Here is a 26,532-nt window from a genome sequence, read left to right on the forward strand (position 1 = left end):
CTATCTCTATGTCAGCGGTGCAAGGTGATTGGCGCGAAGTATCCGGTCAAAGTTTCCCGGTAGCAATATCCAAGGAAAATTATTTATCGCTTTCGAATAACTTGGGTAGTCAGTTGATTATTATTGTCGAACGCAAGGAGGACTGGGCTTCATACTTTCCCTGCGAAGATATCGTCACTGCCCAGGAGTACCTCGAACAGCCCCGTGATGGTGAACCGGGCAAGCGCGTGCAGGTGATCAACCTTTGCCGCAGCTACAAGTACCTGGGGCATGGCTACTATTGCTCGTTGTTGGCCGAGGCGCGCGGGCACCGGGTCATTCCGTCGGTAAGGACCATCAGCGAGCTGACCCGAAAGTCGCTCTACGGGCTGGCCCTGGATGATCTGGACAAGACCCTGGACCGGGCCCTGGGCAATCACCTCTATCGTGATACAGAGGCTTTCACTCTGACACTGTATTTCGGTAGTACGGTTATCGAGCCCTTGCAGGAGTTGGCTCGGCAGTTATTTGAAGTTTTTCCCTGTCCGATATTACTGGTGGAGTTCAAGAAAAGTAACGGATGGCATATCGAAGGTGTCAAGTCCGGAGCTTTGCATAAGTTGCGCGAGGATCAGGAAGATCACTTCGCCCATGCCCTGGATGGTTTCAGTCGCAGGATCTGGCGCCTGCCGCGCTCGCGCCGGCTGGCCCGTTACGACCTGGCAATCCTCCATGACCCCCAGGAAGCTCTGCCACCGTCGAATGCTCGTGCACTGGAGAACTTCATTCGGGTCGGCAAGGGGCTGGGCATCGATGTCGAATTGATCGGGAAGAAGGATTACGGGCGGATCGCCGAGTACGATGCGCTGCTGATCCGCGAAACCACCAGTGTCGACAACCATACCTACCGGTTCGCCAAGAAGGCCGAGAGCGAAGGGGTGGTGGTGATGGATGATCCGGCATCGATTCTGCGCTGTACCAACAAGGTCTACCTGGCCGACCTGCTCAGGAGCCATGGCCTGGGCATGCCGGCGACCGAGATTCTCTACAAGGAGCGACCGGAGGACTTCGAGCGGGTTGGCGAGCGCCTGGGTTTCCCGTTGGTGCTGAAGATTCCCGACGGCTGTTTCTCACGGGGCGTGATCAAGGTCGAAAGCCAGCAGGCGTTGCTGGAGGCAACTGCCGAGCTATTCGAACACTCGGTGCTGTTGCTGGCCCAGGAGTTCTTCTACACCGAGTACGACTGGCGTATCGGTGTGCTCAATCGAAAGCCGATCTTCGCCTGCCAGTACTTCATGTCCAAGGGCCACTGGCAGATCTACAACCACAAGGCCAAGGGCCAGGACATCAACGGCGAGTGCCGTACCCTGGCGATTCATGAGGCCCCGCGGGCGGTGGTCGAGCTGGCGGTCAAGACCGCCAACCTGATCGGTGACGGGTTGTATGGGGTAGACCTCAAGCAGTCCGGTGACAAGGTGGTGGTGATCGAGGTCAACGACAACCCGAACCTGGATGCCGGGATTGAGGACGCCTACCTGCAGGATGACCTTTATGGACTGGTACTCGAAGAGTTCATTCGGCGCCTGGAGCTCAAGCGTCGCGGCCAGGCCTGGTAGGAGGGCCGCGATGATCAGGAGTTTCGAATTGCAGCACGGCGCCCTGCACGCAGTCCCGCACCTGGATGCGGCGGTCATGCTGTTCTGCAACCCCGATGCGGCCGAGCGGGAGCTGCTGCACAGCCATTTCAAGCTGGATGAGCATGCCCTGGCGTCGGCGCTGGACCCGGACGAGATCTCGCGCATCGAGTTCCACCCGGACAATCTGTTCCTGATCTGGAAGCGCCCGCTTAACTACTCGGCGGCGGACAGCCTGTCCTTTGAGGTGTCTTCCTGCGGCCTGCTGTTTTGCGAGGAGCGCCTGCTGGTGATCGCCACCGATGCTTCCCAGCTCGATGGCCTGGGTGCCCACAAGGCACTGGATACGCCCCTCGATGTGCTACTGGAGATGCTGTTCAACAACATCCATCACTACCTCGGGCACCTCAAGGTGATCAAGATGGTCGCCCGCGAGCTGCAGCAGAAGTTCTATGCGTCGATGGAGAACCGTCACCTGATCCAGATGTTCAACCTCAGCGAGAGCCTGATCTATTACATCAATGCCCTGCACAGCAACGGCGCGGTACTCACGCGGCTGCGCAATCATGCACAGAAGCAAGCCTTCGGCGAACAGGCGATCAGCCTGATCGACGACCTGATCATTGAGAACAACCAGTGCTACAAGCAGGCGGAAATCTACTCCAATGTGTTTTCTGCGCTGATCGATGCCCGTGGCAACCTGATGAACAACAGCACCAATGGCCTGCTGCGCAAGTTGACGTTGATCAACGTGGTGTTCCTGCCATTGAACCTGATTGCGAGCATTGGCGGCATGTCCGAATACAGCATGATGACGGCTGGCACGCCATGGTGGGTATCCTACCCGTTGTTCCTGCTGGCGATGCTGGCCGGGGCAGGGCTGATGGTACTGGGGCTCAAGCGCCTGGCCGGGAATACCGACCGTGCGGCCTGAGCCGGTGGGTTTCACCGATTCCCGTGGGGTCGGGGCTTGCCTGCGAAGGCTGCTTCGCAGGGCTGTGGAGAATGGCCGCCTCTGGCGGTTCGCGGGCAAGCCCTGCTCCTACGGTAATCGTGCCAGGTGTCAGGTGTCAGGTGTCAGGTGCCAGGTGTCGGGTGGTAGGTGGTAGGTGCCGGGTGTCAGGTTCCAGGGGGCTGCAGGGTCAGCACTTCGAAGCCGTCATGGGTGACGGCCACGGTGTGTTCCCATTGCGCCGACAGGCTGCCGTCGCGGGTCACCACGGTCCAGCCGTCCTTCAGGCCGCGGGTGCGGGGGCTGCCCTGGTTGAGCATCGGCTCGATGGTGAAGACCATGCCTTCGCGCAGAATCATGCCGGTGCCCGGTCGGCCGAAGTGCAGGACCTGCGGTTCCTCGTGCATTTCACGGCCGATTCCATGTCCGCAGTATTCGCGCACCACGCTGTAGCCATTGCTCTCGGCGTGCTTCTGGATCGCATGGCCGATATCCCCCAGGCGCGCACCGGGCTTGACCACGCGGATACCTTCCCAGAGCGCTTCGAGTGTCTTGTCCACGAGGCGCCGGGCCTTAGGGTTGACGGCGCCGATCAGGTACATCTTGCTGGAGTCGGCAATGAAACCGTTCTTTTCCAGGGTGATGTCGATATTGACGATGTCGCCTTCGCGCAGGATAGCCCGTGCGTCAGGCATGCCATGGCAGACCACCTCGTTGATCGAGGTGTTGATGGAGTAGGGGTAGTCGTACTGGCCCTTGCTCGCCGGACGGGCGAACAGTTCCTGGCGGATGAAGGTCTCGACCCGCCGATCCAGTTCCAGGGTCGACAGGCCGGCCATGACCAGGCCGTCGAGCATGCTGAAGACTTGCGCCAGCAGGCGCCCGGATTCACGCATCAGTGCCAGTTCGGCTTCGTTCTTGATCAGGCCGACGGACATCAGTTGCGCCCCCGGATGAGGTCATCCTTGTTCAGCAGCAGGCGGTTGACCAGCTCGTTGTAGCCCAGTTGCGGGTTGAGTTCGGCGAGCAGGCCGAGTTTGATCCAGAACTCGGCCTGGGCGTTGATCGAACGGTCCATGGCGGCGCTGGCCATGCGGATCTGCTCGTGCAGTTGATCGGAGATCTTGACGATACCCATGGGCTTCTCACGGAAAATGAATATACGAAGCGTATATGCTTCGTATATTTCAGGCAAGCCGCCGTGAATTTTTATCGTTGACTTGAAAGTCACTCCCGGATAGTTTCCAGCAATGACCAACACCCATGCCCTGCCTCAGCCAAGCATTATTATGATCGCCATTCCTTATCCGGCGGGCTGAGCTGCACCTGTTTACCCAAACCCGCCTCCGAGGCGGGTTTGTTGTTTCTGCCTCCGAGGTCAAGCGCCAATCCCGGAGAGCCTGATGAACATCGATACCGCCAGCCAACCCTCCAGCGTCAATGACGAACTGCTGGGTCGCTATGTCCGCAAGATTCTTGCGGCCCCGGTCTACCACCAGGCGATCTGCACGCCATTGCAGCCGGCGCCGGCGTTGTCCGAGGCGCTGGGCAACCAGGTACTGCTCAAGCGCGAAGACCTGCAGCCGACCTTTTCCTTCAAGATTCGTGGCGCCTACAACAAGCTGGTGCAACTGAGCGAGGCCCAGCGCCGTTGCGGCGTAGTCACCGCCTCGGCGGGCAACCACGCCCAGGGCGTGGCCCTGGCGGCGCGCACCCTGGGCATCAAGGCGACGATCGTCATGCCCACCACCACGCCGGAACTCAAGGTGCAAGGCGTGCGCAGTCGCGCCGCCAATGCGGTGCTGTACGGTGAAAGCTTTCCCTTCGCCCTGGCCCATGCCCTGGCGCTGGCAAAGGAGCAGGGCGCTACCTTCGTTTCGCCCTTCGATGATCCCGACGTGATCGCAGGCCAGGGTACCGTGGCGATGGAGCTGCTCAATCAGCACCAGGGGCAGTTGGACGCGATCTTCGTGCCGGTCGGTGGTGGTGGCCTGATCGCCGGGATCGCCGCCTACGTCAAATACCTGCGGCCGCAGGTGCGGATCATCGGGGTCGAGTCGGAACATTCCAACTGCCTGCAAATGGCCTTGCGGGCCGGCGAGCGGGTGGTGTTGCCCCAGGTCGGAACCTTTGCCGACGGGGTGGCGGTGGCGCAGATCGGCGCCTATGGCTTCGAGATCTGCCGGTGGCATGTCGACCAGGTCATCACCGTCAGCAACGACGAACTCTGTGCGGCCATCCGCGACATCTATGACGATACCCGCTCGATCACCGAACCGTCGGGCGCGCTGGCAGTGGCAGGGATCAAGAAGTACGTAGCGCAGGGCGGGACCAAGGGGCAGACGCTGGTGGCGATCAACTCCGGGGCCAATATCAACTTTGACAGCCTGCGCCACGTCGTCGAGCGTGCGGCCCTGGTCAGGCCGCAGGCTGCCGTTGCCTGAGCGCGTACCGGCTCAGGACAGCAACGGACGCATGAAGCTGCGCTCGTAGCTGAGGATGAACTTCTTCTCCACCACCGAAGCGACCAGCGCAGCGCTCTGCGGGTCGCTCAGGGCGGCGTGGCGATAGCGCTCATACTCGGCCAGCGAACCAAAGCTGAACAGGCAGTAGGCGATGTTGCTGGCGCCTTCGCTGGGCAGGAAGTAGCCGTGGTGGGTACCACCGAGGCGTTCGACGATGCGGATCCAGGCCTTGGAATAAGCCTCGAATTCGGCCAGTTGATACGGGTCAATGACGTATTTGACGTGGCAGGTGATCATGCTTGCGCTCCCCAGGTCACTCGCTGACGGCTTTCTTGATCAGCTTGGAGGGGGTCCAGATCCGGTAGCGGATCTGCACGTCGTCCGGCGCGTAGATCACCAGCGGCAGCTTGCTGTTGTAGCGCAACATGTAACCGGTGCCGACCACCGGAACGAAGTCCTTCTTCGGCTTGGCGCCGGGCGGGCAGGCCATCAGGGTCGAAACCGGGCCGCTGACATTTTCCAGGCGATAGTAGGAATAGCTCCAGCCTTCCAGGTTCTTCTCGTCGAGGCTGCCGGTCAGGCGCTTCTGGTTGCAGTCGACGGGCAGGATCTTGCCGGCGATGATTTCCACCCGGTGATCGGAGTCCTTGGTCATCTTCGGTACCCGGATCACCGTGCGGGTAAAGCCGTCTTCCGCCTTGGGGAAGGGCGCCAGGTCCGATTTGTCGGCGGCGACCGCACTGGCGGCAGTGGTCATGGCCAACAGGAATGTGGCGGCGATAGTCGTCGAGTTCATGAGCTTTCTGTGCCTGGTCAGGAGGGATCGCGCCCTCGGTGGAATGGTACAACTTCGGGTGAGCCGCATGGTTGTCACGGCGGATTTGCAAACAACTGGCGAAGATAAGGGCAAATGCGGCCCCGGCAAAGGTTTTTTCATGCTGGCTGGATAGCGGCATTTCGCTATTAAAGCGACCAGCGGTGTGCCCGTCGGACGGACAGCGCTCACGCAGCCGTGGGAAACGGCCTAGTCTGTGGCGAGGCTTCCGTCCTTCAGGATAGGACTGGGCGGGGGCATGCGTTGGGTTTGTATCGTGTGAAGAACCCGTAGGCGGTCGCTGACCGTCCCGGCAAGGAAACTGGCAGCCTCATATAACGGAGAGAGTCGCCATGCTATCGCTATCGTCACTTGAATTACGCAACATCATTGAAAGCAGTTTTCTGCCGACGCGCTGCCAGTGCAGCGTGGGGGCGGATGAGTCCCTCACCGTCAAGGTGTTCGACAAGAAGTCCGAACGGGTCGACCTGTTGGTCACCGGTATCCGTACTTCCAAGCTCGATAGCAGCCGGGCCATCTCCGAACTGATCGCCAAGTTGCGCCATGACCTGGCACAGGGTCAAGGTGCCGGTCATGACCAGGCCAGGGCGCGGGCGTTCTGACGCCAGCGTACCGCGCCACCATCTTCTCTCTCACGCCCCCTTTCCCAGAGGGGGCGCCTGCCATGAAAATTCTTTGCTTGCAGCGGATAGATAGCTTACCGGCGGTGTCGAACTGCCAGTAAACTGCTGCGCTTTCCCCGTACCCTTCATTTCCAGAGGTTTTGCATGACACTCAGTCCTTTTGCGGGCAAACCGGCACCGGCACAGTTGCTGGTAGATATCCCGCGACTGGTATCGGCCTATTACACCGGCCAGCCCGATGCGACGATCTCCACCCAGCGTGTCGCCTTCGGCACCTCGGGACATCGGGGTAGTTCCTTCGAACTGAGTTTCAACGAGTGGCACGTCCTCGCCATCAGCCAGGCAATCTGCTTGTACCGCCAATCCCAGGGAATCGATGGCCCGCTGTTCGTCGGTATCGACACCCATGCACTGTCCACTCCTGCGGGTGCCAGTGCCCTGGAAGTGTTCGCCGCCAACGGCGTGGAAACCATGATCGCCGCGGGCGACGAGTACACCCCGACGCCGGCGGTGTCCCACGCGATCATCTGCTACAACCGCGGCCGCACCAGTGGCCTGGCGGACGGCGTGGTGATCACCCCCTCGCACAACCCGCCGGAAAGCGGCGGTTTCAAGTACAACCCGCCCAATGGCGGCCCGGCTGACACCCACGTCACCAAGTGGATCGAGGCCAAGGCCAACGAGCTGCTGGCGGACAAACTGGCTGGCGTGAAGCGCGTCAGCTACGAGCGTGCGCTCAAGGCCGCGACCACCCACCGCCATGACTACCTCAACAGCTATGTCGCCGACCTGGCCAATGTCATCGACATGGACGCCATTCGCAGTGCCAACCTGCGCCTGGGCGTCGATCCGCTGGGTGGAGCCGGGGTGCGCTACTGGTCAGCAATTGCCGATCACTACAAGCTGAACCTGGAAGTGGTGAACACCGAGGTCGACCCGACTTTCCGCTTCATGAGCGTCGACTGGGACGGCAAGATCCGCATGGACCCGTCCTCCAGCCATGCGATGCAGGGCCTGATCGGCCTGAAGGAGCGTTTCGACGTGGCCTTCGCCTGCGATCCCGACCATGACCGCCATGGCATCGTTACCCCGTCCGGCGGCCTGCTGGCACCGAACAACTACCTGGCGGTGTCCATCGACTACCTGTTCCAGAACCGTCCGCAGTGGCGTGCCGATGCCGCCGTGGGCAAGACCGTGGTCAGCAGCGGCCTGATCGACCGGGTGGCGGCGCGACTGGGCCGTCGTCTCTATGAAGTGCCGGTGGGCTTCAAGTGGTTCGCGGACGGGTTGTTCGATGGATCGCTGGGTTTTGGCGGCGAGGAGAGTGCGGGTGCGTCGTTCCTGCGCAAGGACGGCACGGTCTGGTCCACCGACAAGGACGGCCTGATCCCGGGCCTGCTGGCGGCGGAAATGACTTCGCGCACCGGCCGTGATCCGAGCCAGATCTTCCGTGGTCTGACCGATGCGCTGGGCGAGCCGTTCTCGGTGCGGGTCGACGCCGCTGCCACGCCAGCGCAGAAAGCGCTGCTGGGCAAGTTGTCGCCGCAGCAGGTGAGTTCGACGCAGTTGGCGGGCGAGCCGATCCAGCAGATCCTCAGCCATGCCCCAGGCAACGAGCAGGCGATCGGCGGGCTGAAGGTCATGACCGAAAACGGTTGGTTTGCCGCGCGTCCATCGGGTACCGAGGATATCTACAAGATCTACGCCGAGAGCTTCGTTGGCGACGATCACCTCAAGCGTCTGGTGGAAGAAGCGCAGGTGCTGGTGGACGGGGCGATTTCCCCGGCCTGATGCTGATGTGCCTGGTGTCGGCTGTTGTGGCGAGCGGGCTTGCCCGCGCTGGGGGCGAAGCCCCCTGAAGTCTGAGTCCTCGGTACATCAGTCAAACCGAGGTGGCTGGGTTTGGGGGTGCCTTGCACCCCAGCGCGGGCAAGCCCGCCCGCCACGGTCCTGCACTGATTCACAATTTCGGTTTCAGGCTAACTGCCGGTCCCGCCACAACCCCCAATTTCAGCCTTTCAGGCCACATCGACCAGGATGATCTCGCTGTCCTGCACGGCAGTCACCCGCACGACCTCTTCTTCGGCCACGGCCACGCCATCGCGTGCCTCGGCCCGCAGGCCATTGACCTCGATGACCCCGGTAGCAGGTACCAGATAGGCCCGGCGATCGCTGCCCAAGCGGTACTCGGCGCTTTCACCGGCCTTCAGGTTGGCCGCCACCAGCCGGGCGTTGGCACGAATCCGCAGGCTCTGTTCATCACCCGCCTTGCCACTGGCCAGGGTCACGAAGCCTTCGCCACGCTCGCCCTTCGGAAATGGCCGGGTACCCCACGAAGGTGCCGCGCCTTCCTGCTCCGGAATGATCCAGATCTGGAAGATCTTGGTCGGCGTCGACTCCAGGTTGTATTCGCTGTGGGCAATCCCGGTCCCCGCGCTCATTACCTGTACATCGCCAGCTTCGGTACGGCCCTTGTTGCCCAGGTTGTCCTCGTGGCTGATTGCGCCTTCACGAACGTAGGTGATGATTTCCATGTCCCGATGCGGGTGTTTCGGGAAGCCGGTGCCGGCAGCGATCACGTCATCGTTCCAGACCCGCAGGTTGCCCCAGTGCATGCGTTGCGGATCGTAGTACTCGGCGAACGAGAAATGGTGGTGGGCATTCAGCCAGCCGTGATGAGCGCCGCCCAGGCTGTCGAAGGGTCGAAGTTGCAGCATGATGCTTCTCCTGTTCAGGTTCGTCGTGGGCTGGCGCCGGGCCAGGGCAGGACGGTGACCGTGGGTTGATGGATTCATCATCTGTCAGATCTATATCGATAAAAAGCGTAAATAATTCCTTATAATTATCTAATTAATCGATGTGTTTGAGGTGGTGAAGTGATGTCTGCACTTTCAGTTCGTCGTCTAAATGGCTGATTGAAAAGCAATTGACTAGAACTGTACGGCTAATCAGGCGACCATAAGCTTTCCACCCGGACCGTCCCAGACCAGGAGCCAGCGTGTCGCAATATGATCCCGAACCGCCTGCCGAACTTTCCTCCCTGGCCCAGTTGCCGTTGTTCAAGCGGCTGATGGCCCGCCTGTTGGGCGGTGGCCTGAGCCGTTTGCGTGCGCAGCACGTGGCGTCCTGGTTGCAAGGCCAGGCGGACGGCTTTCGCAGTGGGCATAGCGCCGGCGTCGAATACGGCTACCGGGAAGGGCATGCCGAGGGGCTGGAGGAGGGTCGCCAGGTCCTGCTGATCCGCGATACCCGTCCTGCCGAACATCGGGCGCCCGGGGTCGATGACAACCTGTTCGACGACTGGCGCCTGCCGCTGAGCGCCGAACTGAAGAAGCGCATCAAGGCCGATGTCGCCCGGCTGTTGCCCGCTCATGCGCAGCCGAGCGCGGCACAGTGGAAGATGATCTTCAGCGACACCCCGTCTACATCGGTGATCGCCGGAGCCGGTGCCGGTAAATCCACCTCGCTGGTGCTGCGCATCCTGTTGCTCACCCATTACCTGGGCTTCGAGCTTGGCTCGTTGACCGTGGTGACCTTCACCCGTGAGTCGCGCAAGGACTTCATCGCCAAACTGATCGAAATCCTTACCCTGTGGGGGCGTCCGCTTGGACTGCGCGAAGCCAGGGAAGTGGTGCGCACCTTCCACTCGCGCATCCTGCCGATGGTTCGCGGATTGCCCGGTTTTGGCCAATTGCAGGCATTCGAGAACCTTGGGGCGCGTACGGCCGGTGACGATGAAGGCAGCGACAGCAATCCCTTCGACCTGCGGATCAACGACGCCCAGCGCCAGCACCTGAACGCCTGCTACCACCGTCTGCAACAGGACAACCCGCGTTTTCGCGAGATCCTGGCGCCGCTGTACAAACATGCCCTGCAGCTCAAGGAGCTGGAGCAGGATCACCCGGATGTGCAGAAGCGGATGGCGGTCACCGAGCTGGCGTCCCGTCGCGATGAGGAGCTTTGCGATACCATCGAAGACCTGTGGTTCCGTGCTGGTGCCTGGCCGATCAAGGGCATCGAGCCGAACCGTGAAACGCTGGACATCAATGGTTCGCCGTTCCACTGCCACGGCTTCATCCCCGAGCTGGATGCCTGGGTGGTGCTGGGCTTCGATCCACGTGAGAGTCCGCAGGTGACCCGGCCGGGCTCGCGCCTGACGGTGCGTGCGGAGTGGGCGGTCAAGCGCACCCTGTTTCAAGCTTTTTGCCGTAAGCCATTGATATGGATTGATAATTACGAATCAGCAAAGCGTGTCTTGTCTGCTCTTGGGGGAGAAGCCACGGCGGGTCCCGGGTTCGACTACAAGGTCAAGGGCGAGCTGGCGTCGGCGCCGTTGCTCGACTGCTTTGTCATGGCCGCCGGGTTCATCGAGAACCTGGGCCTGGATGTGAACGTGGCGGTCGGCCAGATGAGCTTTGCCAAGGATGACCCCGACCGGTTTTTCTTCGAGGCTTTGAGTCTGTTCTGGAAGGCCCTTGAGGCGCACCTGCAGGCACAGTCGCCGCCGATCATGACCTACAACCGGATGTTCTCGCTGTTCGGCGAAAACAATCCGGAAAACCAGTCGCTGCTCAGTGACGAGCTGCTGCGACCGCTTTCGCACCTGATGATCGACGAGTTCCAGGATGTTTCCCCGCAGATTGTCTCCTGGCTGCGTGCCAGCCTGCGGGAAATTCGCCGGCGCGGCCCGGCCCTGCATGTCGGGCGTGGGGCCCAGCATTCCTCGTTGCTGTGTGTGGGTGATGACTGGCAGTCGATCTATGGTTGGCGGGGCAGTTCGCCCAAGTACTTCATGGAGTTCGGCAAGGAGTTCCCGTCGCCGTCCACAACGCGGGTGATGCTCAGCGATAACTTCCGCAGCCATCAACACATCATCGATGCTGCCGAACACATCGTGCGTGCGGCGCCGGCAATCGCCGGCAAGAAGGCCAGGGCTGCTGGCGAGCCCAGGGAACTGGTACCGGTAAATGTTCTCGAGCGGGATGACGCGGAACTGGGCAGGCGCCTGGCGGAACACTATCGGAACGGCGACACCATATTGATGCTGTTTCGAAAAAGTAGCGATAAGTTATTGATTGAAGAGCATATTCACTCTGTAGTTAATGTTGATTCTAGCTTGCCGTTCGAGCAGCGACGGCTCAAGCAATTGACCTACCACAGCTCCAAGGGCCTGCAGGCGGATGCGGTGTTCCTGCTGGGTGACTGCCTGCACCTGACGCGGTCTCCCTACAAGAACCAGGTCTACCGAATGGCCGGGTTGGGCAAGGATGGCGATGCCGAGCCTTACGACAGCGCGCAAAAGGACGAGATCCTGCGCCTGGCCTATGTCGGCATCACCCGCGCGGTGAAACATTGCTACTGGTATCTGGATGGGCAGGATGCCCAGGCGGCCAATGCGCCCAAGGCCTCGGACCGGATTGCGCCAGGCAAGGCGTTCTTCGCCGACCTGCGTGCCAGGCCGGGTTCCGGCAAGGGCTGATCAGGCAGGCACCTGCAGGCTCTGGGGTGGCACGAAGAACGCAAGCTCTGCCTCTACAGCCTCGATGATGCGCTCCACATCGGCGGCATTCATCACCGTCGCGCAGGGGATGCCGGCGATGGCGATCAGGGTCTCGCCGCTGGCGCGGTCGAATAGCCGGGCGATCATGCTGCCCGGTGCGTCCATGCTGGCTTCGAAACCCATTGGATGAAAATGCCAGCGCATCAGCTGGCAGGCATTGGGAAACGTGACCTTGCTGAAGAATTTGCTCATAGTGCCCACCTGTGTCATTGAGCGATTCCTTTTGCTCGCGGGTAGGAACGGCAGGACCTCATGGTCCGACCTGGCCTTGTGCCAAGGCCGAGTGCTAAAAGTAGCATCCGTGTGCCTCCCGCAGGAGAGTTTTTAGCGCCCGTCCGGCGATTGTTTCCCTGTAACTTGATCGATGTCATAAAACTTACATATACGAGCCTTCCATGTTCGACGACGACGGCCCGCTGCAGACCCCAATCACCGGCGATATCGTCCTGCGCTACCACCTGCGCTGGAAGCACCGGGACCTGGACGGTGTCATGGCGCTGTATCATCCGGACGTCGAGTACCACGACTTTTTCCAGAACCGGGTAATGGGCCTGGCCGAGTTGCGTGAATACGTGCAGGCCAGCATGCCCCGCGACTCCGACGAGGCGCTGGAACACAGCGATCGTATCCGCCTGGATGGCAACACGGCCTTCATCCAGTACCAGCTCACCTTGCGGGGCGGGGCGGGACTGGTGTCGTTTCGTTCCAGCGAGGCGATCACCGTCCGTGACGGACTGATCTGGCGGGTCAACGAATATGCCTCGCTGGTGCATGAGCAAGCTGTCAGCCCCGTGGCCAGCGCACTGCGCCCGGCGACCAGCCGCCTGGGCCTGTCGCCACGGCAACTGAGTTTCATGGCGGATGACCTGCAACAGTACTTCGAGCGCCAGCAACCCTATCTCGACCCCGCCCTCGACCTGCAGCGAGTGGCCAAGGACAGCGGTTACAGCCGCAACCAGATTTCCTACCTGCTCAACCAGGTGCTCGGCCAGAGCTTCTACCGCTACGTGAACCAGGCGCGTCTGCGGCATCTGCTTGCGGCCCTGGACCAGGCCGGGCCGGCGGCACGGATCGATGACCTCGCGTTTGCCGCCGGCTTCAACTCGTTGTCGGCCTTCTACAACTGTTTCCGCCAGCACACGGGCCTGTCGCCCAAGGCCTACCTGCGGCAAATTTCCTTGCGTGCACGCGCGCAAGACACGCCCTGAGTGGCAGGACTAGCATCGCAGCCATCTGTTACAGGTTGCGGGGGCCTGCATGCCGGTCTGGCGAAATATCAGTTTATGGATGGATCAGCTCGATGAGCCGTTGACGCCTCGGGCCAGTCTGGAGCAGGACCTGGATGTCGACGTGGCGATCATCGGTGCCGGTTACACGGGGCTCTGGACCGCCTATTACCTCAAGCGCCAGGCGCCGCAGTTGAAGGTGGTAGTGATCGAGGCGCAGACCGCCGGCTTTGGCGCTTCCGGGCGCAATGGCGGCTGGCTGATGGGCAACCTGCTGGGTGAAGACCGCCTGCTGGCCGGGCTGTCACCCCAGCAACGACGTGCCGGTTTCGAGTTGCTGCATGGCATTCCCGATGAAGTGAAAGCGGTCATCGATCGCGAGTTCATCGACTGCGACTACCGCAAGGGTGGGGTGTTGTACTGTGCCGCCCGTTATCCCGAACAGGAGCAGAGCCTGCGCAGCTACCTGGCAGGGCTGCACCGCCAGGGCCTGGACGAAGCCGACTACACCTGGCTGGGCCCCGCCGAGCTGGTCCGGCAGATTCGCGTCGCCCGGCCCTACGGCGCGATCTTCTCGCCGCACATGGCGACGATCCAGCCGGCCAAGCTGGCCCGCGGTCTGGCACGGGCGGTTGAGCGCCTGGGTGTGCCGATCTATGAAAACACCCCGGTGACCGATTGGCGTCACGGTGGCTTGCGCACCCGCAACGCCCAGGTGCGCAGCCATTGGGTGGTGCCGGCCGTCGAAGGCTATTCAGTGACCCTGCCGCCCCTGGGCCGCTACCAGTTGCCGGTCCAGAGCCTGTTGGTGGCGACCGAGCCATTGTCCGCGGCGACTTGGGAAGAAATCGGCCTCGATCGCGGCCAGGCCTTCAGCGAGGGCAGTCGCCAAGTCACCTACGGCCAGCGTTCGGCCGACAACCGGCTGGTGTTCGGCGCCCGTGGCGGTTATCGCTTCGCCGGTCAACTGCGGCATGACTTCAATCTGACCGACGCCGAAATCGATCTGCGTCGCTACCTGTTCGGCGAATTGTTCCCGCAATTGAAGACGGTGCGGATTACCCATTCCTGGGGTGGCAACCTCGGCATGTCGCGGCGCTTCCGCCCACACATGCTCTGCGATCGTGCCAATGGCCTGGCACTGGCCGGCGGTTATGGTGGTGAGGGCGTGGGCGCCAGCCACCTGGGCGGGCGGACCCTGGCCGACCTGATCCTGCAGCAGGACACCCCGCGGGTCCGCCAGCCCTGGGTCATCCACGAAGGCGGCTTGGCTGCGCTCAAGGCCTGGGAGCCCGAGCCCTGTCGCTGGCTGGGCTATAACGCGATCGTGCGCAGTTTCGTCCATGAAGACCAGGTACTGGCAAACCCCAACGCCGCGCCCTGGCGCCGCAAGTTGGCCAGCCGCCTGGCCGGGTTCATGGAAGGTTTCATGAAATAACCGGCGTCATGCGCCGGATCATCCACCCGCTGGAGTTCAATCCATAAACATGCAGAAGTTGCAGAAGTGTGGTGTCGCGATTCTCGACAACGGCCCCGAGTTGTTGCCGGCTACGCTCAACTACCTGGGCCTGTCGCACCACAGCAAGAACCCGGCGGACTATAAGAAAGCCGAGGCACTATTGATGAAAGTGCGACCCTACGTGGCGTACTTCCATTCATCCAAGTACACCACCGACCTGGCCAACGGCGACATCTGCGTCGCGGTGGGTTTCTCGGGTGACATCCTGCAAGCCGCCAGCCGGGCCCAGGAAGCGCATAACGGCGTCAATATCGGTTATTCGATTCCCAGGGAAGGCGCGGCCATCTGGTTCGACATGGTGGCAATGCCCACCGATGCGCCGGATGAGAAGGCCGGTTATGCATTCATGAACTACCTGCTGCGGCCCGAGGTGATGGCGGGCATCAGCAACCATGTGAAGTATGCCAACGGCAACGTGGCAGCCGACAGTCTTGTCGACCCGGCCCTCAAGGCCGATACCAAGGTGTACCCAAGCCCGCAGATGATGGACAAGCTGTTTGCCCTTGAGGCCATGCCGCTGAATATCGATCGGATTCGCACGCGGCTGTGGAACAAGATCAAGACAGGGGAGTAACCAGGGTTTCAGGGTAGTTGCCAATAGGCGGGAAACGAAGTGCATTCGTTTTCCACCTTTTTTACAGGGTGGTTTTTATATGATGCTTGAACTATTGGATCCATCTTACTTGGTTTGTTATACAGTTACAGGGAGCTGAATCGTTTTTTTGGTATTAAACGGCCATCTTTTTGGCGTCATAGATAAGGCTTCTCAACTAGTTGTAATTACTTGAATTATTTTTGCGAGTTGCCCTGTATAAAACCTTTAGTCCTGCCGATATTGCTATTGAGTCCATGCCGTTTTTTACGCGGGGCGTTGAAACTATCGGGTGCCAGGCCTCGATAGATAGATGGCATGGATGCTTTCAGCCTCATTGTCCAGAGAGAGCTTCCCATGTCCCTACGCAATATGAACATCGCCCCTCGGGCCTTTCTCGGCTTTGCATTTATTGCCTTGCTGGTGATCGTGCTGGGTGTCTTTGCGCAAACCCGCATGACGGTGATCCGCCAGGCGTCGATCGATATGCAGACCAACCAGTTGCCCAGCGTGGGTTATCTGGGCAATGTGATCGAGGGTGTGCTGCGCATGCGTATCCTGTCCTTTCGTGTCTTGACCAACCGCGAACCGGCAGCGTTGCAGGAAGCTGAAACGCGTATCGCGTTCCTCGTCGACAAGGTGCGCAAGGACCAGAAGAGCTACGCCGACTTGCCATCGGCGGGCGAGGAGTTGGCCAAGTACAAGGAATTTGCCGCCACGCTCGAGACTTACCTCAAGGACCAGAACCGGATGTTGGAGTTGTCCCGCCAGGACAAGCTCGATGAATTGCGCAGCCTGATCAACACTCAGATCAAATCCGGCACCGACCTGATGGGCGTGCAACTCAATCAGTTGGTGGATATCAACAAGGCCGGAGCCAAGGCTGCGTCGGACGAGGCCGGCAGGCAGTATGACAACGCCAGCACTGGCATTATCAGCGTTGCAATCATTGCCTCGTTGTTGACCGTGTTGCTGGCCTGGCTGCTGACCCGCAGTATCGTCGAGCCCTTGAAGACCGCTGTCGAAACCGCCGAGATCATCGCCAGTGGCAACCTGACCAAGCCGATCCAGGTCGAAGGTACGGATGAACCGGCGCGCCTGCTGAGTGCCTTGTCGACCATGCAAGGCAACCTGCGCAAGACCATCGAACAGATTTCCGGCTCTGCCACCCAACTGGCCTCGGCGGCCGAGGAACTCAGCGCGGTCACCGAGGAAGCCTCCCGTGGCCTGCAACAGCAGAACAACGAGATCGAGCAGGCGGCGACTGCGGTCAACGAGATGACCAGCGCCGTGGAAGAAGTGGCACGTAACGCCGTCTCGACCTCCGAGGCTTCCCAGCAGTCCAACCAGGCTGCTCGCGAGGGGCGCAACCGGGTCGTGGAAACCGTGGAGGCAATCCAGACCATGACCCATGACGTGCAGAGTACTTCGGCACTGATCGAGGGCCTGGCTGCCCAGGGGCGGGATATCGGCCAGGTACTCGACGTGATCCGGGCGATTGCCGAGCAGACCAACCTGTTGGCCCTCAACGCTGCGATCGAGGCGGCCCGGGCCGGCGAGGCCGGGCGTGGCTTCGCGGTGGTGGCCGACGAAGTGCGGGCCCTGGCCCATCGAACCCAGCAGTCGACCCGGGAAATCGAACAGATGGTGGCGGGCATCCAGAACGGTACCGGCGAAGCGGTGCAGTCGATGCAGCAGAGCAACCAGCGGACCCAGGACACGCTTGAGCGCGCCCGGGCGGCCGGCGTTGCCCTGGAGCAGATCACCCAGTCGATCAACCTGATCAATGAGCGCAACCTGGTGATCGCCAGCGCCTCGGAAGAGCAGGCGCAAGTGTCCCGCGAGGTCGACCGCAACCTGGTGAACATTCGCGACCTGGCTTCCCAGTCTGCCGCCGGGGCCAACCAGACCAGCGCCGCCAGCCACGAGCTGTCGCGCCTGGCGGTCGATCTGAGTGCGATGGTTGCCCGTTTCGTCATCTAGTCGCGTCGACCACGCGCCGCCCTAGGCTACCCGTGCCTGGCGGCGGCGCGCTTCTTCACGCACCGCCGGAATGATCCAGCGCCCGTAGTCGACCGTGTCATAGAACGGGTCGTAGCCACGGTTGAGGAAGGTCGTCACGCCCAGGTCGACATAGTCCAGCAGTGCCTGGGCCACGGTCTCCGGGGTGCCGACCAGGGCCGTGGTGTCGCCGTAGGCGCCGACCGCCGTCGCCGTCGGCATCCATAGCGCCCGGTCATGGCGATCGCTCGCGGCGGCCGCCGCCAGCAACCGTTCGGAGCCGGTGCCCTTTAGGTGCTTCTGCCACGGACTGCCTGCCGCGAACTGCGGATTGGCCTTGATCTGCGCGAGGATCTGCTCGGCGCGCTGCCAGGCCAGTTCCTCGGTGGCGCCGAGGATGAGTCGGACCGACAGGCTCACCCGTGGTGCTGCGACGTCGGCCGCCTGCGCCGCGGCTTTCAGCTTGCCGATCTGCTCGGCCACGCCGCTCAGGGGTTCGCCCCACAACGCGTACAGGTCCGCATGTTTCACCGCGATCTGGTAGGCGATGTCCGACGAACCGCCGAACGAGATCGGGATATGCGGCTTCTGCAACGGCTTGACCGGAGAAAACGCACCCTTGATGTTGAAGTATTTGCCCTCGAAATCGAATGGTTCCTCTTCGGTCCAGGTCCGTCGGACAATCTCCAGGTACTCGTCGGTACGCTTGTAGCGCTCGGTCTTGTCCAGCAGGGTGTCGCCTTCCTGGGGCTCGGCGGTGATGCCGGTGATCGCGTGCAGGCGAATTCGCCCGCCGCCGGTGGTGTGGTCCAGCGTGGCGAAGGCGCGCGCCGCGACAGTGGGGGCGGTGAGCGCCGGCCGGTGGGCGATCATGAAGCCCAGGCGCTCGGTATGGGCCGCCGCGTAGGCGGCGATCTGCAGGCTGTCGGCGCTGCCCGGACCACTGGCGATCAACACCCGGTCGAAACCGGCATGCTCATGGCTGCGGGCATGGTGGCGGATGAACTCCAGGTCGAAGTCCGGACTGCGTACGCCACGGGTCTCGGACCACTGGCGGGGGAAGATCATGCCGACGAATTCAATGGACATCGTGATTGCCTCTTGGGGTTGAAGGGTCAGAACTGATAGTCGAACTGCGCCAGCACGGTGCGACCCGGCATGGGCTGCAGGAAGGTGTTGGTCGAGCCGGCCAGGCCGCTGACGAAGTTCAGCTCGTTGGTCAGGTTGAGTACGCGCAAGGTGGTGCTCCACTGCGGCTGGCGGTAGTAAAGCGCCAGGTCGAGGTTGTATTCGTTGGGGATCTTCACGGTCTTGCTCAGGTTCAGGTACCAGTTGCTGGTCCACCAGCCGGACAGCTCGGCGCCGAAGCCCGAGTCGAAGCGGTAGTCGACATAGCCACTGGCGGTGTATTCGGGAATCTGCACGGCGTCGAAGCGCCCGGAGGGCCGTTGGTTGAGGCTGTTGTTGTCGCCGAACACGGTGCCGTTGTCGGCAATGAACCCCGCCGAGGCGAAACCGGCCTGGGAGGTGAATTCGTTGTAGGCATTGAGCCTGGACAGGTTCAGGCCACTGCGCAGGTGGTCGTTGGGCTGGTAGCGAAGGGTCGACTCGACACCCTTGATCACCAGTCGGGCGATGTTGTTGTTGCTGTCCGGCGACTGGTCGCGGGCCTGCTTGAAGGCCGCCAGGGTGAAGAACAGTTCCTTGGGTATCGCTTCGACCTTCAATCCTACTTCATGCAGTACGCTCAGGCTCTGGAACGCCAGCGGGCTGAGCTGGTTGGCGCCGGTGCCGCTGCCCCAGCCGAGACCATTGGAGAAGAACCCGGTATTCACCGCCAGCGAGCGGTCGAAGGTGTAGTAGAGCGTGCTGTTTTCGGTAGGCTTGACGTAGGGGCTGACCTGCACCGAGAACAGCCTGTAGTTGTGACTGTCCTTGCGCGAATTGCTGCCCGGCAGGACGAACGGGTTGTCGATCTCGGCATCGATCCAGCTGCGGCTGGCGCCGACGTTCAACCCGACCCGCTCGCCGAAATGCAGGTTGTGCTGGCTGAACAGGGTCTTGGTGCTCCAGGTGCTCTCGGCGGTATAGGGTGCGACCGATTCGGCATAGAGCCCGCCACTGACGGGGTACATCGCCGGCAGGTTGAGCCAACCATAGTAGCTGGAGTACTGCGGTACACCCGGTTGGCCGATCCAGGCACCATTGCCGCCGGCCGGGTTCGAACCGGTCAGGCCGAGCAGCGTGCCGGGGTTCTTGCCGGAAGGGTCGAGGGTCAGGTCGTAGGCGTTGATGGTCGAACCGAAGTTGTTGTTGGCGGCGATCGACTGGTTGAACTCGCGGCGGTAGATCAGCCCGCTGTTGCTCTCGTCACGCAGGCTGAAATCGCCCAGGCGCAGTTCGTTGTTCCAGTGGAACTCGAAGCGGTTGTCGAAAATATTGTCCTTGGACTTCACCTGGAACGAACCCACCGCGTCGGTGAGGTCCTTGGAGCGCTGGTAGAAGGTGCTGTTGGCGAGGGTGATGGTCGGCGACAGGTCGGCCTCGATCCGCAACTGGGTGGTGAAGCGCCGCGAACTGCTCTGGTCCTCGGCGCGCTGGCCGACCTGGGACGACAACGAGGTCAGGCCGTTGCCTGCCAGGGTCGGGTCATAGACCCAGCCGCGCAGGGTGCCGGGGTTGCCCTGGGTGTTCGGCGAGGCGGTCTGGAAACTGCCATCGACCACCGTGTACTGGCCCTGGGCATTGCGCTGGCGTTGCACCCAGCCGAGGGTCGGCGCATCGGCGGCGCCGGAGGCCAGCACCGGCGACCAGAGGGTGTTGCCGTTCTGGATGATCGGCGTGGCCCGTCCGGCGTAGTACTTGCCGCTGTCCACCAGCGCCTGGGTGGCGCGGTTCCAGCCGTGGGTGATGTTGTAGTCATAGTAGTTGTCGTAGCTGGCGTTCCAGTCGACCCGTACGTTGTCGTTGCGCCAGGCCAGCGCGCCGTAGAAGGCGTCGAAGTTGTTGTCGACGTTGTCGTAGAAATCCTGCTGGCGCTGCTTGGTGATGCTGACCCGGTAGGCGAGGTTGTCGCTCACGGGGCCGGTGTTGTCGATACTGAACTTGCTTGAGTCACGGGATGTGCCATCGGGGATCCAGGCGCCGAGTTCGCCACTGACCTTGGTCTTGAAGCTGTTGAAGTCGGGTTTCTTGCTCAGGTAGTTGACGTAGCCGCCGCTGCCGGAGACCGAGCCGTAGGTGACCGACGACGGTCCGGCGACGATGTCGGCGCCTTCGTAGGCGTTGAAGTTGGCGGGATGGCGTACGCCATAGGCACGCTGGCCGTCCTGGAACACTTCGGAACCCTGGGCGCGGAACTGTGGGGCGATCCCGGCGTTCTGGCCGCCACCACGGGTAATGCCGGGCGCGTATTTGACCAGGTCGTCGGCACTGCGGATCGAGTCGCTGGCCAGTTGCTCGGCGTTGATCTGGGTGACCGAGCGCGGGGTGTCGAGGACCTTTGCCTCCGTGCCGCCGTAGATCGAGGAGGGTGGCCGGGTGGGCAAGGCATCGTCGTCGCTGGCACTGGCCTCGACGGTGACGGTTTGCAACTGGGTGTCGGCGGCGTGTGCCGCAAGGGGAAGGCTGGACAGGATTGCCAGGGCCAGGGCGCTCTTGCGCAGGCTTTCGGGGCCTGGCGCGGGTAAAAAACGTGCGATAGCGGGCATGACGAACTCGCCTCGAATAAAAGGTGATGGAAAAGGAGGAACGTGGGGATGGCCGCCTGCGGCGGTTCGCGGGCAAGCCCGGCTCCTACAGGTACTGCGTTGAACCCAGCACTCGCAAAACTTGTAGGAGCCGGGCTTGCCCGCGAATAGGCCCTAAAACCCGGTGATATCCGCGGTCAGGCGCTGTCCCTGAGCCACAGGCGTTCGAAGCGCCAGGTACTGAACAGCGACTCTTCCGCCTTTGCGCCGCCGACGCGGGTTGCCACGCTGTCGAGCAGGTCGGCGTAGCCCCAGATCAGCATCCCGCCGCGTTCGTACTGGATGCGCTGCGCCTGGTGGACCAGGGCGGTGCGCTTCTGCAGGTCGGGTTGGGCCATGGCCTCAAGGAACAGTTGCGAGAATTGCGGGTCGTTGAAGTGGGTCTTGTTCGACACCGCGAACGGCGCGTCGGTGTGGATCGCGCTGGCGAGGAACGGCGCACCGATGCTGCCACCGGTGCTCAGGGTCCAGTCGGCGCGCTGCGGGCCGTCGAAGGTAGCCTGGTCGACCTGCTTGACCTTCAGCGTCACGCCGACGCGCCTGGCCTGCTCGGCCAGCACCAGCGCCGAAGACAGTCCGGGACCGGTGGTGGTGATCAGTTCCACCTCGAGGTTTTCCTGGCCGGCCTCCTTGAGCAGTTGCGCGGCCTTCTGCGGGTCGTGCGGGCGCGGGCCGAGATCGTGGTTGAAGGTCGGATCGCTCGGCGCGTACAGGTCATTGGCTACCCGACCCTGGCCATTCAGCGCACGGCGCACCAGTTCCTCGCGATCGGCCAGCAGGCGGAATGCCTCGCGGACCCGTGGGTCGTTGAACGGCGGCTTGTCCAGGTTCATGTCGAACGACAGCCAGTTGCCGCTCACCGACTTGAGCAGGCGTACGCGCGGATCGCGTTGCAATACCTCCAGCTGTTCGGTGGGCATCACGTTGGCCATGTCGATCTGCCCCGCGCGCAGGGCGGCCAGGCGCGCGACCTGGTCCTTGAAATCGATGATCTCCAACTCGTCGGCGTACGGCTTGCCGTCCTTGTAGTAGTGCTCGAAGCGGGTGAACAGCGAGCGCTGGCCGGGGCTGTAGCTTTTCAGCTTGTACGGCCCGGCCCCGACGGGGTTGGTCACTGGGTGGTAGTCCACCGGGACGATACCGCCGAAGTTGACCCAGGTTTCCGCCAGCGGCATGTAGCTGCGGCCTTCGCGAAAGCCCAGGCGCACGGTACGCGAGTCGAGCTTGACCAGATTGTCGCGGTCGACCCAGTGCAGCAGTGCCGCATAGGGCGAGGCCAGTTGCGGGTCGGTCAGGCGGCGGATGGAAAAGATCAGGTCGTCGGCGTCGATGGTCTTGCCGTTGTGGAACTCCAGGCCCTGGCGCAGGCGCAGCGTCCATTGGCTGGCATCGGCATTCGGCTCGGCCAGCTCGGCCAGGGCCAGGCGCGGCTGCATGTGCTCGTCCCATTCCCAGAGCTTGCTGTACAGCGCAAAGCCGCGGACGATGCCGCCGCCGATGGGCTTGTGGGCATCGAGGTTGCCGTTCTGGTTGCCGTCGATGATCCCCAGGCGCAACCGACCGCCGTAACGCGGCTGGTCGTCCGTCGACGTCGTGGGGGCGGGCTTGTCGCCCTGCGGGCCGCAGCCGGCGAGCAGGCTGCCACCAAGGATGAGCCCGCCACCCAGGGCGGCACTGTGGCCGAGAAAGGCCCGACGGCTGAGCGAGTGCGAATCCTGACTCATGGATCAGGCTCCGCTCGGACCGTTGGCGCTGTGCAGCGCCAGCAGCGGTTCGGCCGTACGGCTCAGGCCACTGCGCTCGCCGCGAAAGTGCGGCAGGATATGCTCGCCCAGGCGGTAGGCCTCTTCCAGGTGCGGGTAGCCGGCGAGGAAGAACAGGTCGATGCCGAGCGCATTGTATTCGCGAATCCGGGCCACGACGTTTTCATAGCTGCCCACCAGCGCACAGCCGGGTGGAATGCCGATGTAGCCGAAACCGGTCCAGACGTTGGAGTGGATGAAAAAGTCGTCGAAGCCTTGGGCTTCGTGCTTGCTGGCGAAGTCGTTTTCATAGCTGAGCTTGCGCGCGGTACGCAGCCCGGCGTGGGCCGCCACGGCTTTGACCGCGCCACGGGCGATGCCTTCGTCAAAGAAACGCTTGGCCTCGGTACGGGCCAGTTCTTCGGTTTCGCGGGTGATGACGTCGATGGAGAGGCCGAAGCGAATCCCGGTGCGGCCGTATTTCAGCGCGCGCTCGCGGATGTCGGCGATCAGGGCGGCGATTTCGTCAGGGTGTTCGGCGCGCATCAGGTAGAAGTCGGCGTGCCGTGCGGCGAACTCCCGTGCCGGGCTCGATGAGCCCGCAGTGCAGATCAGCGGCAGCTCGGCCTTTTTCTGCGGGCCGCGCAGGCCGCCGCCGTCAGCCTTGTAGAACTTGCCATCGTAGTGGAAGGTTTCATTGTTCCAGTAGCCCTTGACCACGTCCATGAACTCGATGGCGCGTTCATAACGTTCGTCATGGTCGCTGAAATCGCCGACCTGGCGCTGGATCGCATCCGAGCCGCCATTGATGATGTTCCACACCAGCCGGTTGCCGGTGGCGCGCTGGTAGGTCGCGGCCTGTTGTACCGCCACCCAGGGGGTGTAGTGGTAGGGCTGGAAGGCCGTCACGTATTTCAGCGTGCGGGTTTCCCGGGCCAGCAGCGAGCAGACCGTCCAGGGTTCCTCGCCACTCGGCGCATTGACCATCAGCGCGCCGCCGAAGCCATTGATTTCCGCGGCGCGGGCGATCTGGCCGAGGTAGTCGATGTAGGTGAAGTGGTCGCCAACGCTGAACCCGGAAACGGCCCCGGTACTCGGGCCACCACGGTGCCAGTCGCCGCGGTTGCGTGGGTCGCCGGGGAGAAACTGGGTTTCGCCGTGCAGCGGCAGGCGGGTAAAGAATTCGATGCTCATCGTGACTCCTGTCATGGATTCTGAGTGACCTGGCCGCGCAGGTTCGGCCAGTAGTCGGTAAGGTTCAGGTCGATCAGCGCCTGGTTGGTGTAGCGGGTGGCCAGGGCCTGAGTGATGTCGTAGTTGTCGCGAATCAGGTGGTTGGCCAGGGCGTAGGCACTCAGGGCCTGGTAATGGGCCTTGAGTTGCTGGTCGCTCTTGGGGGCCCAGCGGTCTCTCCAGCTCACCGGGTCGCCCTGGTCATCGCGACGCAACACGCTTTCGCTGATGCCGGCGCGGGAGGACAGCTGGTAATAGGCGTCCTGGTTCTGCTGCTGGGAGATCCACCAGGCCGCCTTGACCCAGGCAGTGGCGAGCAGTTGGGTGATGTCCGGGTGTTGCTGGACGAAGCGGTCGGTGCCCCACAGGTCGGAGACCAGGCGCCAGTCGTTGCTGCCTTGCTTGGTCGACCAGATGATCTTGCCGACACCCTTGTCTTCCAGGGCATAGGCCTCGTTGAGCAGCACGGCGGCGTCGACCTTGCCGGCAGACACGGCGGCGGCACCGACCTGCGGGTTGAGGTTGGCGATCTTGAAATCATCGAGCTTGAGCTGCCGGCTGGTGAGAAAGTTGCTGAAGGCGAACTCCCAGGGCCGCCCGCGGTGCAGGGCCAGGCGCTTGCCCTTGAGGTCCTCGATGGACTTGGCCGTGGAGTTGGCGGGCACCACCAGGTAGACGTTGTTGCCGCTGCCGCCCGGCACGATCAGCTTGCCCGGCACGCCACCGGCCCCGGCAATGACCGACGGCAGGTCGCCGCGCACGGCAAAGTCGATGCTGTTGTTGCTGAACCCTTCGTTGATCTGCGGACCGGCGCCGGCATGGGGCAGGGCGATCCACTCCAGCGTGACCCCGCGCTCCTTGAGCTGCTGTTCCAGCCAGCCGTCCTCGATCACCCGGCCGGCGATGCCGCCGAACACCGGCTTGCCGCCCTGGGTGAAGGCCACGATGGCGATCTTTACCGAAGCCGGCGCCGGCTCGGCGAGTGCGCCGTAGCTCGCCAGTAACCCGGCCAATGCGGCGAGGCTGTTGCGCCAGAAACCTTTCATTGAAATTTCCCCTGCAGCTGTGCGGTGTGCTTGAAGGGGGCAGAGCAGGTTGCGTGCCAGCGCACCCGGAAAGTGCTGCCGGCCACGGCGGGCAAGGGTTTCAGCGACTCAGGCGAGAGTCGCCAGGGGGATCGTGTGCTGATTGATACACAGGCAGCTGCTGACCGATTGCTGCTCCAGCAGCAGGTGTGTAGCAAAAAACACGCATATGATTTCAAGGAATATATAAATATTAATTAATAATTATTTAGCATAAAAATCTTCGGGCACTATGAAGGGGCGCTTTTACTGCCAGGAATGCATCATGTCGCTGATCACACACCCCAACGCCCGTGAACTGACCAAGTCGGTGCGCGCCACCGTGCTGGTTTTCAAGGACCCGCGCTCCCAGGAACTGCTCAGTCGTATCGAGCGCCTGGCGCCCAGCGAGGCCAATACCCTGATCATCGGCGAGACCGGTACCGGCAAGGAACTGGTTGCGCGGCACATCCATCACCTCAGTCGGCGCGGCCGCGAGCCGTTCGTGGCGGTCAACTGCGGCGCGTTCGCCGAGACGCTGGTGGAGAGCGAACTGTTCGGTCACGAGAAGGGCGCCTTTACCGGCGCCACCACCCATAAGGCCGGCTGGTTCGAGGCGGCCAACGGCGGCACGCTGTTTCTCGACGAGATCGGCGACCTGCCGCTGAACATGCAGGTCAAGCTGCTGCGGGTGCTGCAGGAGCGTGAAGTGGTGCGCCTGGGTTCGCGTACGCCGATTCCGATCAATGTGCGCCTGGTGGCGGCGACCAACGTCAACCTGGCTGACGCGGTGGTGGCGGGGAATTTCCGCGAGGACCTGTTCTACCGCCTGCACGTGGCGACGATCCGCCTGCCGCCATTGCGCGAGCGGCCGGGCGATATCCTGCCGCTGGCGGAATTCTTCCTTGAGGAACACTGCCAGCGCCTGGGCTACAACCGCGCCTCACTGAGCAGCGAGGCCGAGCGCAAACTGCTGGAACACAGCTGGCCAGGCAACATCCGCGAGTTGGAGAATGCCATTCACCACGCCTTGCTGGTATGCCGCAACCAGCGTGTGGCGCCTTCCGACCTGCACCTGGTGGACATGCGCACGGTGGGCGTCCGCCAGGAGGAAACCGTGCAACCGACCCGTGCCATCAGCGGCCCGGTAGACCTTGAGGCAGCGCTCAATGCCTTGTTCGAGCGCAATATCCCGGACCTTTACGAGCACATCGAGGAGACGATATTCCGCACCGCCTACCGTTATTGCCACGGCAACCAGTTGCAGACCGGGCGCCTGCTGAACATCAGCCGCAACATCGTCCGGGCCCGGCTGGAGAAAATCGGCGAACTGAGCCGGGCGCCGGATTAGGGGCCAG

21 protein-coding genes and 2 pseudogenes are annotated in these 26,532 nt (G+C 62.4%); 12 read left to right on the top strand and 11 right to left on the bottom strand.

Annotated features, from left to right (window positions below; all coding sequences use genetic code 11):
* Positions 1–8 precede the first annotated feature (8 nt).
* On the top strand, positions 9–1,595 hold the full coding sequence (locus AC6I6U_RS18285) for a RimK family ATP-grasp domain-containing protein (protein ID WP_497877438.1): 1,587 nt from the start codon (positions 9–11) through the stop codon (positions 1,593–1,595).
* Between the two features lie 10 nt (positions 1,596–1,605).
* Entirely contained in the window at positions 1,606–2,547 is a 942-nt protein-coding gene (locus AC6I6U_RS18290; protein WP_497877439.1) for a magnesium transporter CorA family protein, read from the top strand.
* Positions 2,548–2,732: 185 nt separating this feature from the next.
* Here the strand turns inward: AC6I6U_RS18290 and map are convergent, their stop codons facing one another.
* Both map and AC6I6U_RS18300 read right to left on the bottom strand, forming a co-directional pair.
* Positions 2,733–3,503 carry a type I methionyl aminopeptidase gene (gene map, locus AC6I6U_RS18295; RefSeq protein ID WP_497877440.1) on the bottom strand — a complete coding sequence of 257 codons (771 nt, stop codon included), beginning with the start codon at positions 3,501–3,503 and terminating at the stop codon, positions 2,733–2,735.
* The gene (locus tag AC6I6U_RS18300) at positions 3,503–3,703 is read right to left on the bottom strand and encodes a ParD-like family protein (RefSeq protein WP_497877441.1); all 201 of its coding nucleotides are present in this window, start codon (positions 3,701–3,703) and stop codon (positions 3,503–3,505) included. Before AC6I6U_RS18300 ends, map begins: the two co-directional genes overlap by 1 nt.
* A 265-nt stretch (positions 3,704–3,968) precedes the next feature.
* Between AC6I6U_RS18300 and ilvA the strand changes: the two genes are divergently transcribed.
* Positions 3,969–5,009: a threonine ammonia-lyase, biosynthetic gene (gene ilvA / locus AC6I6U_RS18305; RefSeq protein WP_497877442.1), complete on the top strand. Its 1,041-nt coding sequence runs from the start codon at positions 3,969–3,971 to the stop codon at positions 5,007–5,009.
* 12 nt (positions 5,010–5,021) lie between these two features.
* Here the strand turns inward: ilvA and AC6I6U_RS18310 are convergent, their stop codons facing one another.
* Both AC6I6U_RS18310 and eco read right to left on the bottom strand, forming a co-directional pair.
* Complete coding sequence (locus tag AC6I6U_RS18310) at positions 5,022–5,327, bottom strand: NIPSNAP family protein (RefSeq protein WP_497877443.1); 306 nt, start codon at positions 5,325–5,327, stop codon at positions 5,022–5,024.
* Between the two features lie 16 nt (positions 5,328–5,343).
* Positions 5,344–5,826: a serine protease inhibitor ecotin gene (gene eco, locus AC6I6U_RS18315; protein WP_497877444.1), complete on the bottom strand. Its 483-nt coding sequence runs from the start codon at positions 5,824–5,826 to the stop codon at positions 5,344–5,346.
* A 371-nt stretch (positions 5,827–6,197) separates the two neighbouring features.
* Between eco and AC6I6U_RS18320 the strand changes: the two genes are divergently transcribed.
* A complete protein-coding gene (locus AC6I6U_RS18320; protein WP_497877445.1) occupies positions 6,198–6,467 on the top strand; it encodes a DUF1652 domain-containing protein in 270 nt (89 codons plus the stop codon).
* Between the two features lie 165 nt (positions 6,468–6,632).
* Complete coding sequence (gene pgm, locus AC6I6U_RS18325; protein WP_497877446.1) at positions 6,633–8,279, top strand: phosphoglucomutase (alpha-D-glucose-1,6-bisphosphate-dependent); 1,647 nt, start codon at positions 6,633–6,635, stop codon at positions 8,277–8,279.
* Between the two features lie 227 nt (positions 8,280–8,506).
* Here the strand turns inward: pgm and AC6I6U_RS18330 are convergent, their stop codons facing one another.
* Positions 8,507–9,205: a pirin family protein gene (locus tag AC6I6U_RS18330; protein ID WP_497877447.1), complete on the bottom strand. Its 699-nt coding sequence runs from the start codon at positions 9,203–9,205 to the stop codon at positions 8,507–8,509.
* 281 nt (positions 9,206–9,486) lie between these two features.
* Here AC6I6U_RS18330 and AC6I6U_RS18335 point away from each other — a divergent pair, with 281 nt between their 5' ends.
* The gene (locus tag AC6I6U_RS18335; protein WP_497877448.1) at positions 9,487–11,967 is read left to right on the top strand and encodes a UvrD-helicase domain-containing protein; all 2,481 of its coding nucleotides are present in this window, start codon (positions 9,487–9,489) and stop codon (positions 11,965–11,967) included.
* Here AC6I6U_RS18335 and AC6I6U_RS18340 read toward each other — a convergent pair whose 3' ends face one another.
* The gene (locus tag AC6I6U_RS18340; RefSeq protein ID WP_497877449.1) at positions 11,968–12,240 is read right to left on the bottom strand and encodes a DUF1652 domain-containing protein; all 273 of its coding nucleotides are present in this window, start codon (positions 12,238–12,240) and stop codon (positions 11,968–11,970) included. It abuts the gene before it with no gap.
* A 203-nt stretch (positions 12,241–12,443) separates the two neighbouring features.
* On the opposite strand from AC6I6U_RS18340, the gene AC6I6U_RS18345 reads away from it, so the two are divergent.
* The 5 genes and pseudogenes from AC6I6U_RS18345 to AC6I6U_RS18365 all read left to right on the top strand — a co-directional run bounded on the left by AC6I6U_RS18345 (position 12,444) and on the right by AC6I6U_RS18365 (position 17,368).
* On the top strand, positions 12,444–13,256 hold the full coding sequence (locus AC6I6U_RS18345; RefSeq protein ID WP_497877450.1) for an AraC family transcriptional regulator: 813 nt from the start codon (positions 12,444–12,446) through the stop codon (positions 13,254–13,256).
* 49 nt (positions 13,257–13,305) lie between these two features.
* Positions 13,306–14,712, top strand: coding sequence for an NAD(P)/FAD-dependent oxidoreductase (locus tag AC6I6U_RS18350; RefSeq protein WP_497877451.1), 1,407 nt, complete (start codon positions 13,306–13,308; stop codon positions 14,710–14,712).
* A 25-nt stretch (positions 14,713–14,737) separates the two neighbouring features.
* Positions 14,738–15,367: pseudogene (locus AC6I6U_RS18355) on the top strand (extracellular solute-binding protein); the annotation flags it as partial.
* Between the two features lie 390 nt (positions 15,368–15,757).
* Positions 15,758–16,510 (top strand): annotated as a pseudogene (locus AC6I6U_RS18360) (MCP four helix bundle domain-containing protein); the annotation flags it as partial.
* Positions 16,505–17,368, top strand: coding sequence for a methyl-accepting chemotaxis protein (locus AC6I6U_RS18365; RefSeq protein WP_497883057.1), 864 nt, complete (start codon positions 16,505–16,507; stop codon positions 17,366–17,368). The pseudogene AC6I6U_RS18360 and the gene AC6I6U_RS18365, both read left to right, overlap by 6 nt.
* A 21-nt stretch (positions 17,369–17,389) precedes the next feature.
* Here AC6I6U_RS18365 and AC6I6U_RS18370 read toward each other — a convergent pair whose 3' ends face one another.
* The 5 genes from AC6I6U_RS18370 to AC6I6U_RS18390 all read right to left on the bottom strand — a co-directional run bounded on the left by AC6I6U_RS18370 (position 17,390) and on the right by AC6I6U_RS18390 (position 25,156).
* Positions 17,390–18,475, bottom strand: a complete 1,086-nt coding sequence (locus AC6I6U_RS18370; protein ID WP_497877452.1) for an LLM class flavin-dependent oxidoreductase — start codon at positions 18,473–18,475, stop codon at positions 17,390–17,392.
* Positions 18,476–18,501: 26 nt separating this feature from the next.
* Positions 18,502–21,096: a TonB-dependent receptor plug domain-containing protein gene (locus AC6I6U_RS18375; protein WP_497877453.1), complete on the bottom strand. Its 2,595-nt coding sequence runs from the start codon at positions 21,094–21,096 to the stop codon at positions 18,502–18,504.
* Positions 21,097–21,272: 176 nt separating this feature from the next.
* Positions 21,273–22,859 (bottom strand): ABC transporter substrate-binding protein, encoded by a 1,587-nt coding sequence (locus tag AC6I6U_RS18380; protein ID WP_497877454.1) that lies wholly within the window; start codon positions 22,857–22,859, stop codon positions 21,273–21,275.
* Positions 22,860–22,862: 3 nt separating this feature from the next.
* Complete coding sequence (locus AC6I6U_RS18385) at positions 22,863–24,071, bottom strand: LLM class flavin-dependent oxidoreductase (protein ID WP_497877455.1); 1,209 nt, start codon at positions 24,069–24,071, stop codon at positions 22,863–22,865.
* 11 nt (positions 24,072–24,082) lie between these two features.
* Positions 24,083–25,156, bottom strand: coding sequence for an ABC transporter substrate-binding protein (locus AC6I6U_RS18390; RefSeq protein ID WP_497877456.1), 1,074 nt, complete (start codon positions 25,154–25,156; stop codon positions 24,083–24,085).
* Between the two features lie 304 nt (positions 25,157–25,460).
* On the opposite strand from AC6I6U_RS18390, the gene AC6I6U_RS18395 reads away from it, so the two are divergent.
* Positions 25,461–26,525, top strand: coding sequence for a sigma-54 interaction domain-containing protein (locus AC6I6U_RS18395; RefSeq protein WP_497877457.1), 1,065 nt, complete (start codon positions 25,461–25,463; stop codon positions 26,523–26,525).
* The last annotated feature ends 7 nt before the right edge of the window (positions 26,526–26,532 follow it).

The sequence above is a fragment of the Pseudomonas sp. UTLPPB19802 genome (assembly GCF_059730225.1).

Coding starts and splice junctions, on each gene's coding strand:
- AC6I6U_RS18375 (WP_497877453.1), bottom strand. CDS start 21,096: ATGCCCGCTATCGCACGTTTTTTACCCGCGCCAGGCCCCGAAAGCCTG.
- AC6I6U_RS18300 (WP_497877441.1), bottom strand. CDS start 3,703: ATGGGTATCGTCAAGATCTCCGATCAACTGCACGAGCAGATCCGCATG.
- AC6I6U_RS18285 (WP_497877438.1), top strand. CDS start 9: ATGTCAGCGGTGCAAGGTGATTGGCGCGAAGTATCCGGTCAAAGTTTC.
- AC6I6U_RS18380 (WP_497877454.1), bottom strand. CDS start 22,859: ATGAGTCAGGATTCGCACTCGCTCAGCCGTCGGGCCTTTCTCGGCCAC.
- map (WP_497877440.1), bottom strand. CDS start 3,503: ATGTCCGTCGGCCTGATCAAGAACGAAGCCGAACTGGCACTGATGCGT.
- AC6I6U_RS18385 (WP_497877455.1), bottom strand. CDS start 24,071: ATGAGCATCGAATTCTTTACCCGCCTGCCGCTGCACGGCGAAACCCAG.
- AC6I6U_RS18345 (WP_497877450.1), top strand. CDS start 12,444: ATGTTCGACGACGACGGCCCGCTGCAGACCCCAATCACCGGCGATATC.
- AC6I6U_RS18350 (WP_497877451.1), top strand. CDS start 13,306: ATGCCGGTCTGGCGAAATATCAGTTTATGGATGGATCAGCTCGATGAG.
- ilvA (WP_497877442.1), top strand. CDS start 3,969: ATGAACATCGATACCGCCAGCCAACCCTCCAGCGTCAATGACGAACTG.
- AC6I6U_RS18330 (WP_497877447.1), bottom strand. CDS start 9,205: ATGCTGCAACTTCGACCCTTCGACAGCCTGGGCGGCGCTCATCACGGC.
- AC6I6U_RS18365 (WP_497883057.1), top strand. CDS start 16,505: ATGCAAGGCAACCTGCGCAAGACCATCGAACAGATTTCCGGCTCTGCC.
- eco (WP_497877444.1), bottom strand. CDS start 5,826: ATGAACTCGACGACTATCGCCGCCACATTCCTGTTGGCCATGACCACT.
- AC6I6U_RS18390 (WP_497877456.1), bottom strand. CDS start 25,156: ATGAAAGGTTTCTGGCGCAACAGCCTCGCCGCATTGGCCGGGTTACTG.
- AC6I6U_RS18310 (WP_497877443.1), bottom strand. CDS start 5,327: ATGATCACCTGCCACGTCAAATACGTCATTGACCCGTATCAACTGGCC.
- AC6I6U_RS18290 (WP_497877439.1), top strand. CDS start 1,606: ATGATCAGGAGTTTCGAATTGCAGCACGGCGCCCTGCACGCAGTCCCG.
- pgm (WP_497877446.1), top strand. CDS start 6,633: ATGACACTCAGTCCTTTTGCGGGCAAACCGGCACCGGCACAGTTGCTG.
- AC6I6U_RS18340 (WP_497877449.1), bottom strand. CDS start 12,240: ATGAGCAAATTCTTCAGCAAGGTCACGTTTCCCAATGCCTGCCAGCTG.
- AC6I6U_RS18320 (WP_497877445.1), top strand. CDS start 6,198: ATGCTATCGCTATCGTCACTTGAATTACGCAACATCATTGAAAGCAGT.
- AC6I6U_RS18395 (WP_497877457.1), top strand. CDS start 25,461: ATGTCGCTGATCACACACCCCAACGCCCGTGAACTGACCAAGTCGGTG.
- AC6I6U_RS18370 (WP_497877452.1), bottom strand. CDS start 18,475: ATGTCCATTGAATTCGTCGGCATGATCTTCCCCCGCCAGTGGTCCGAG.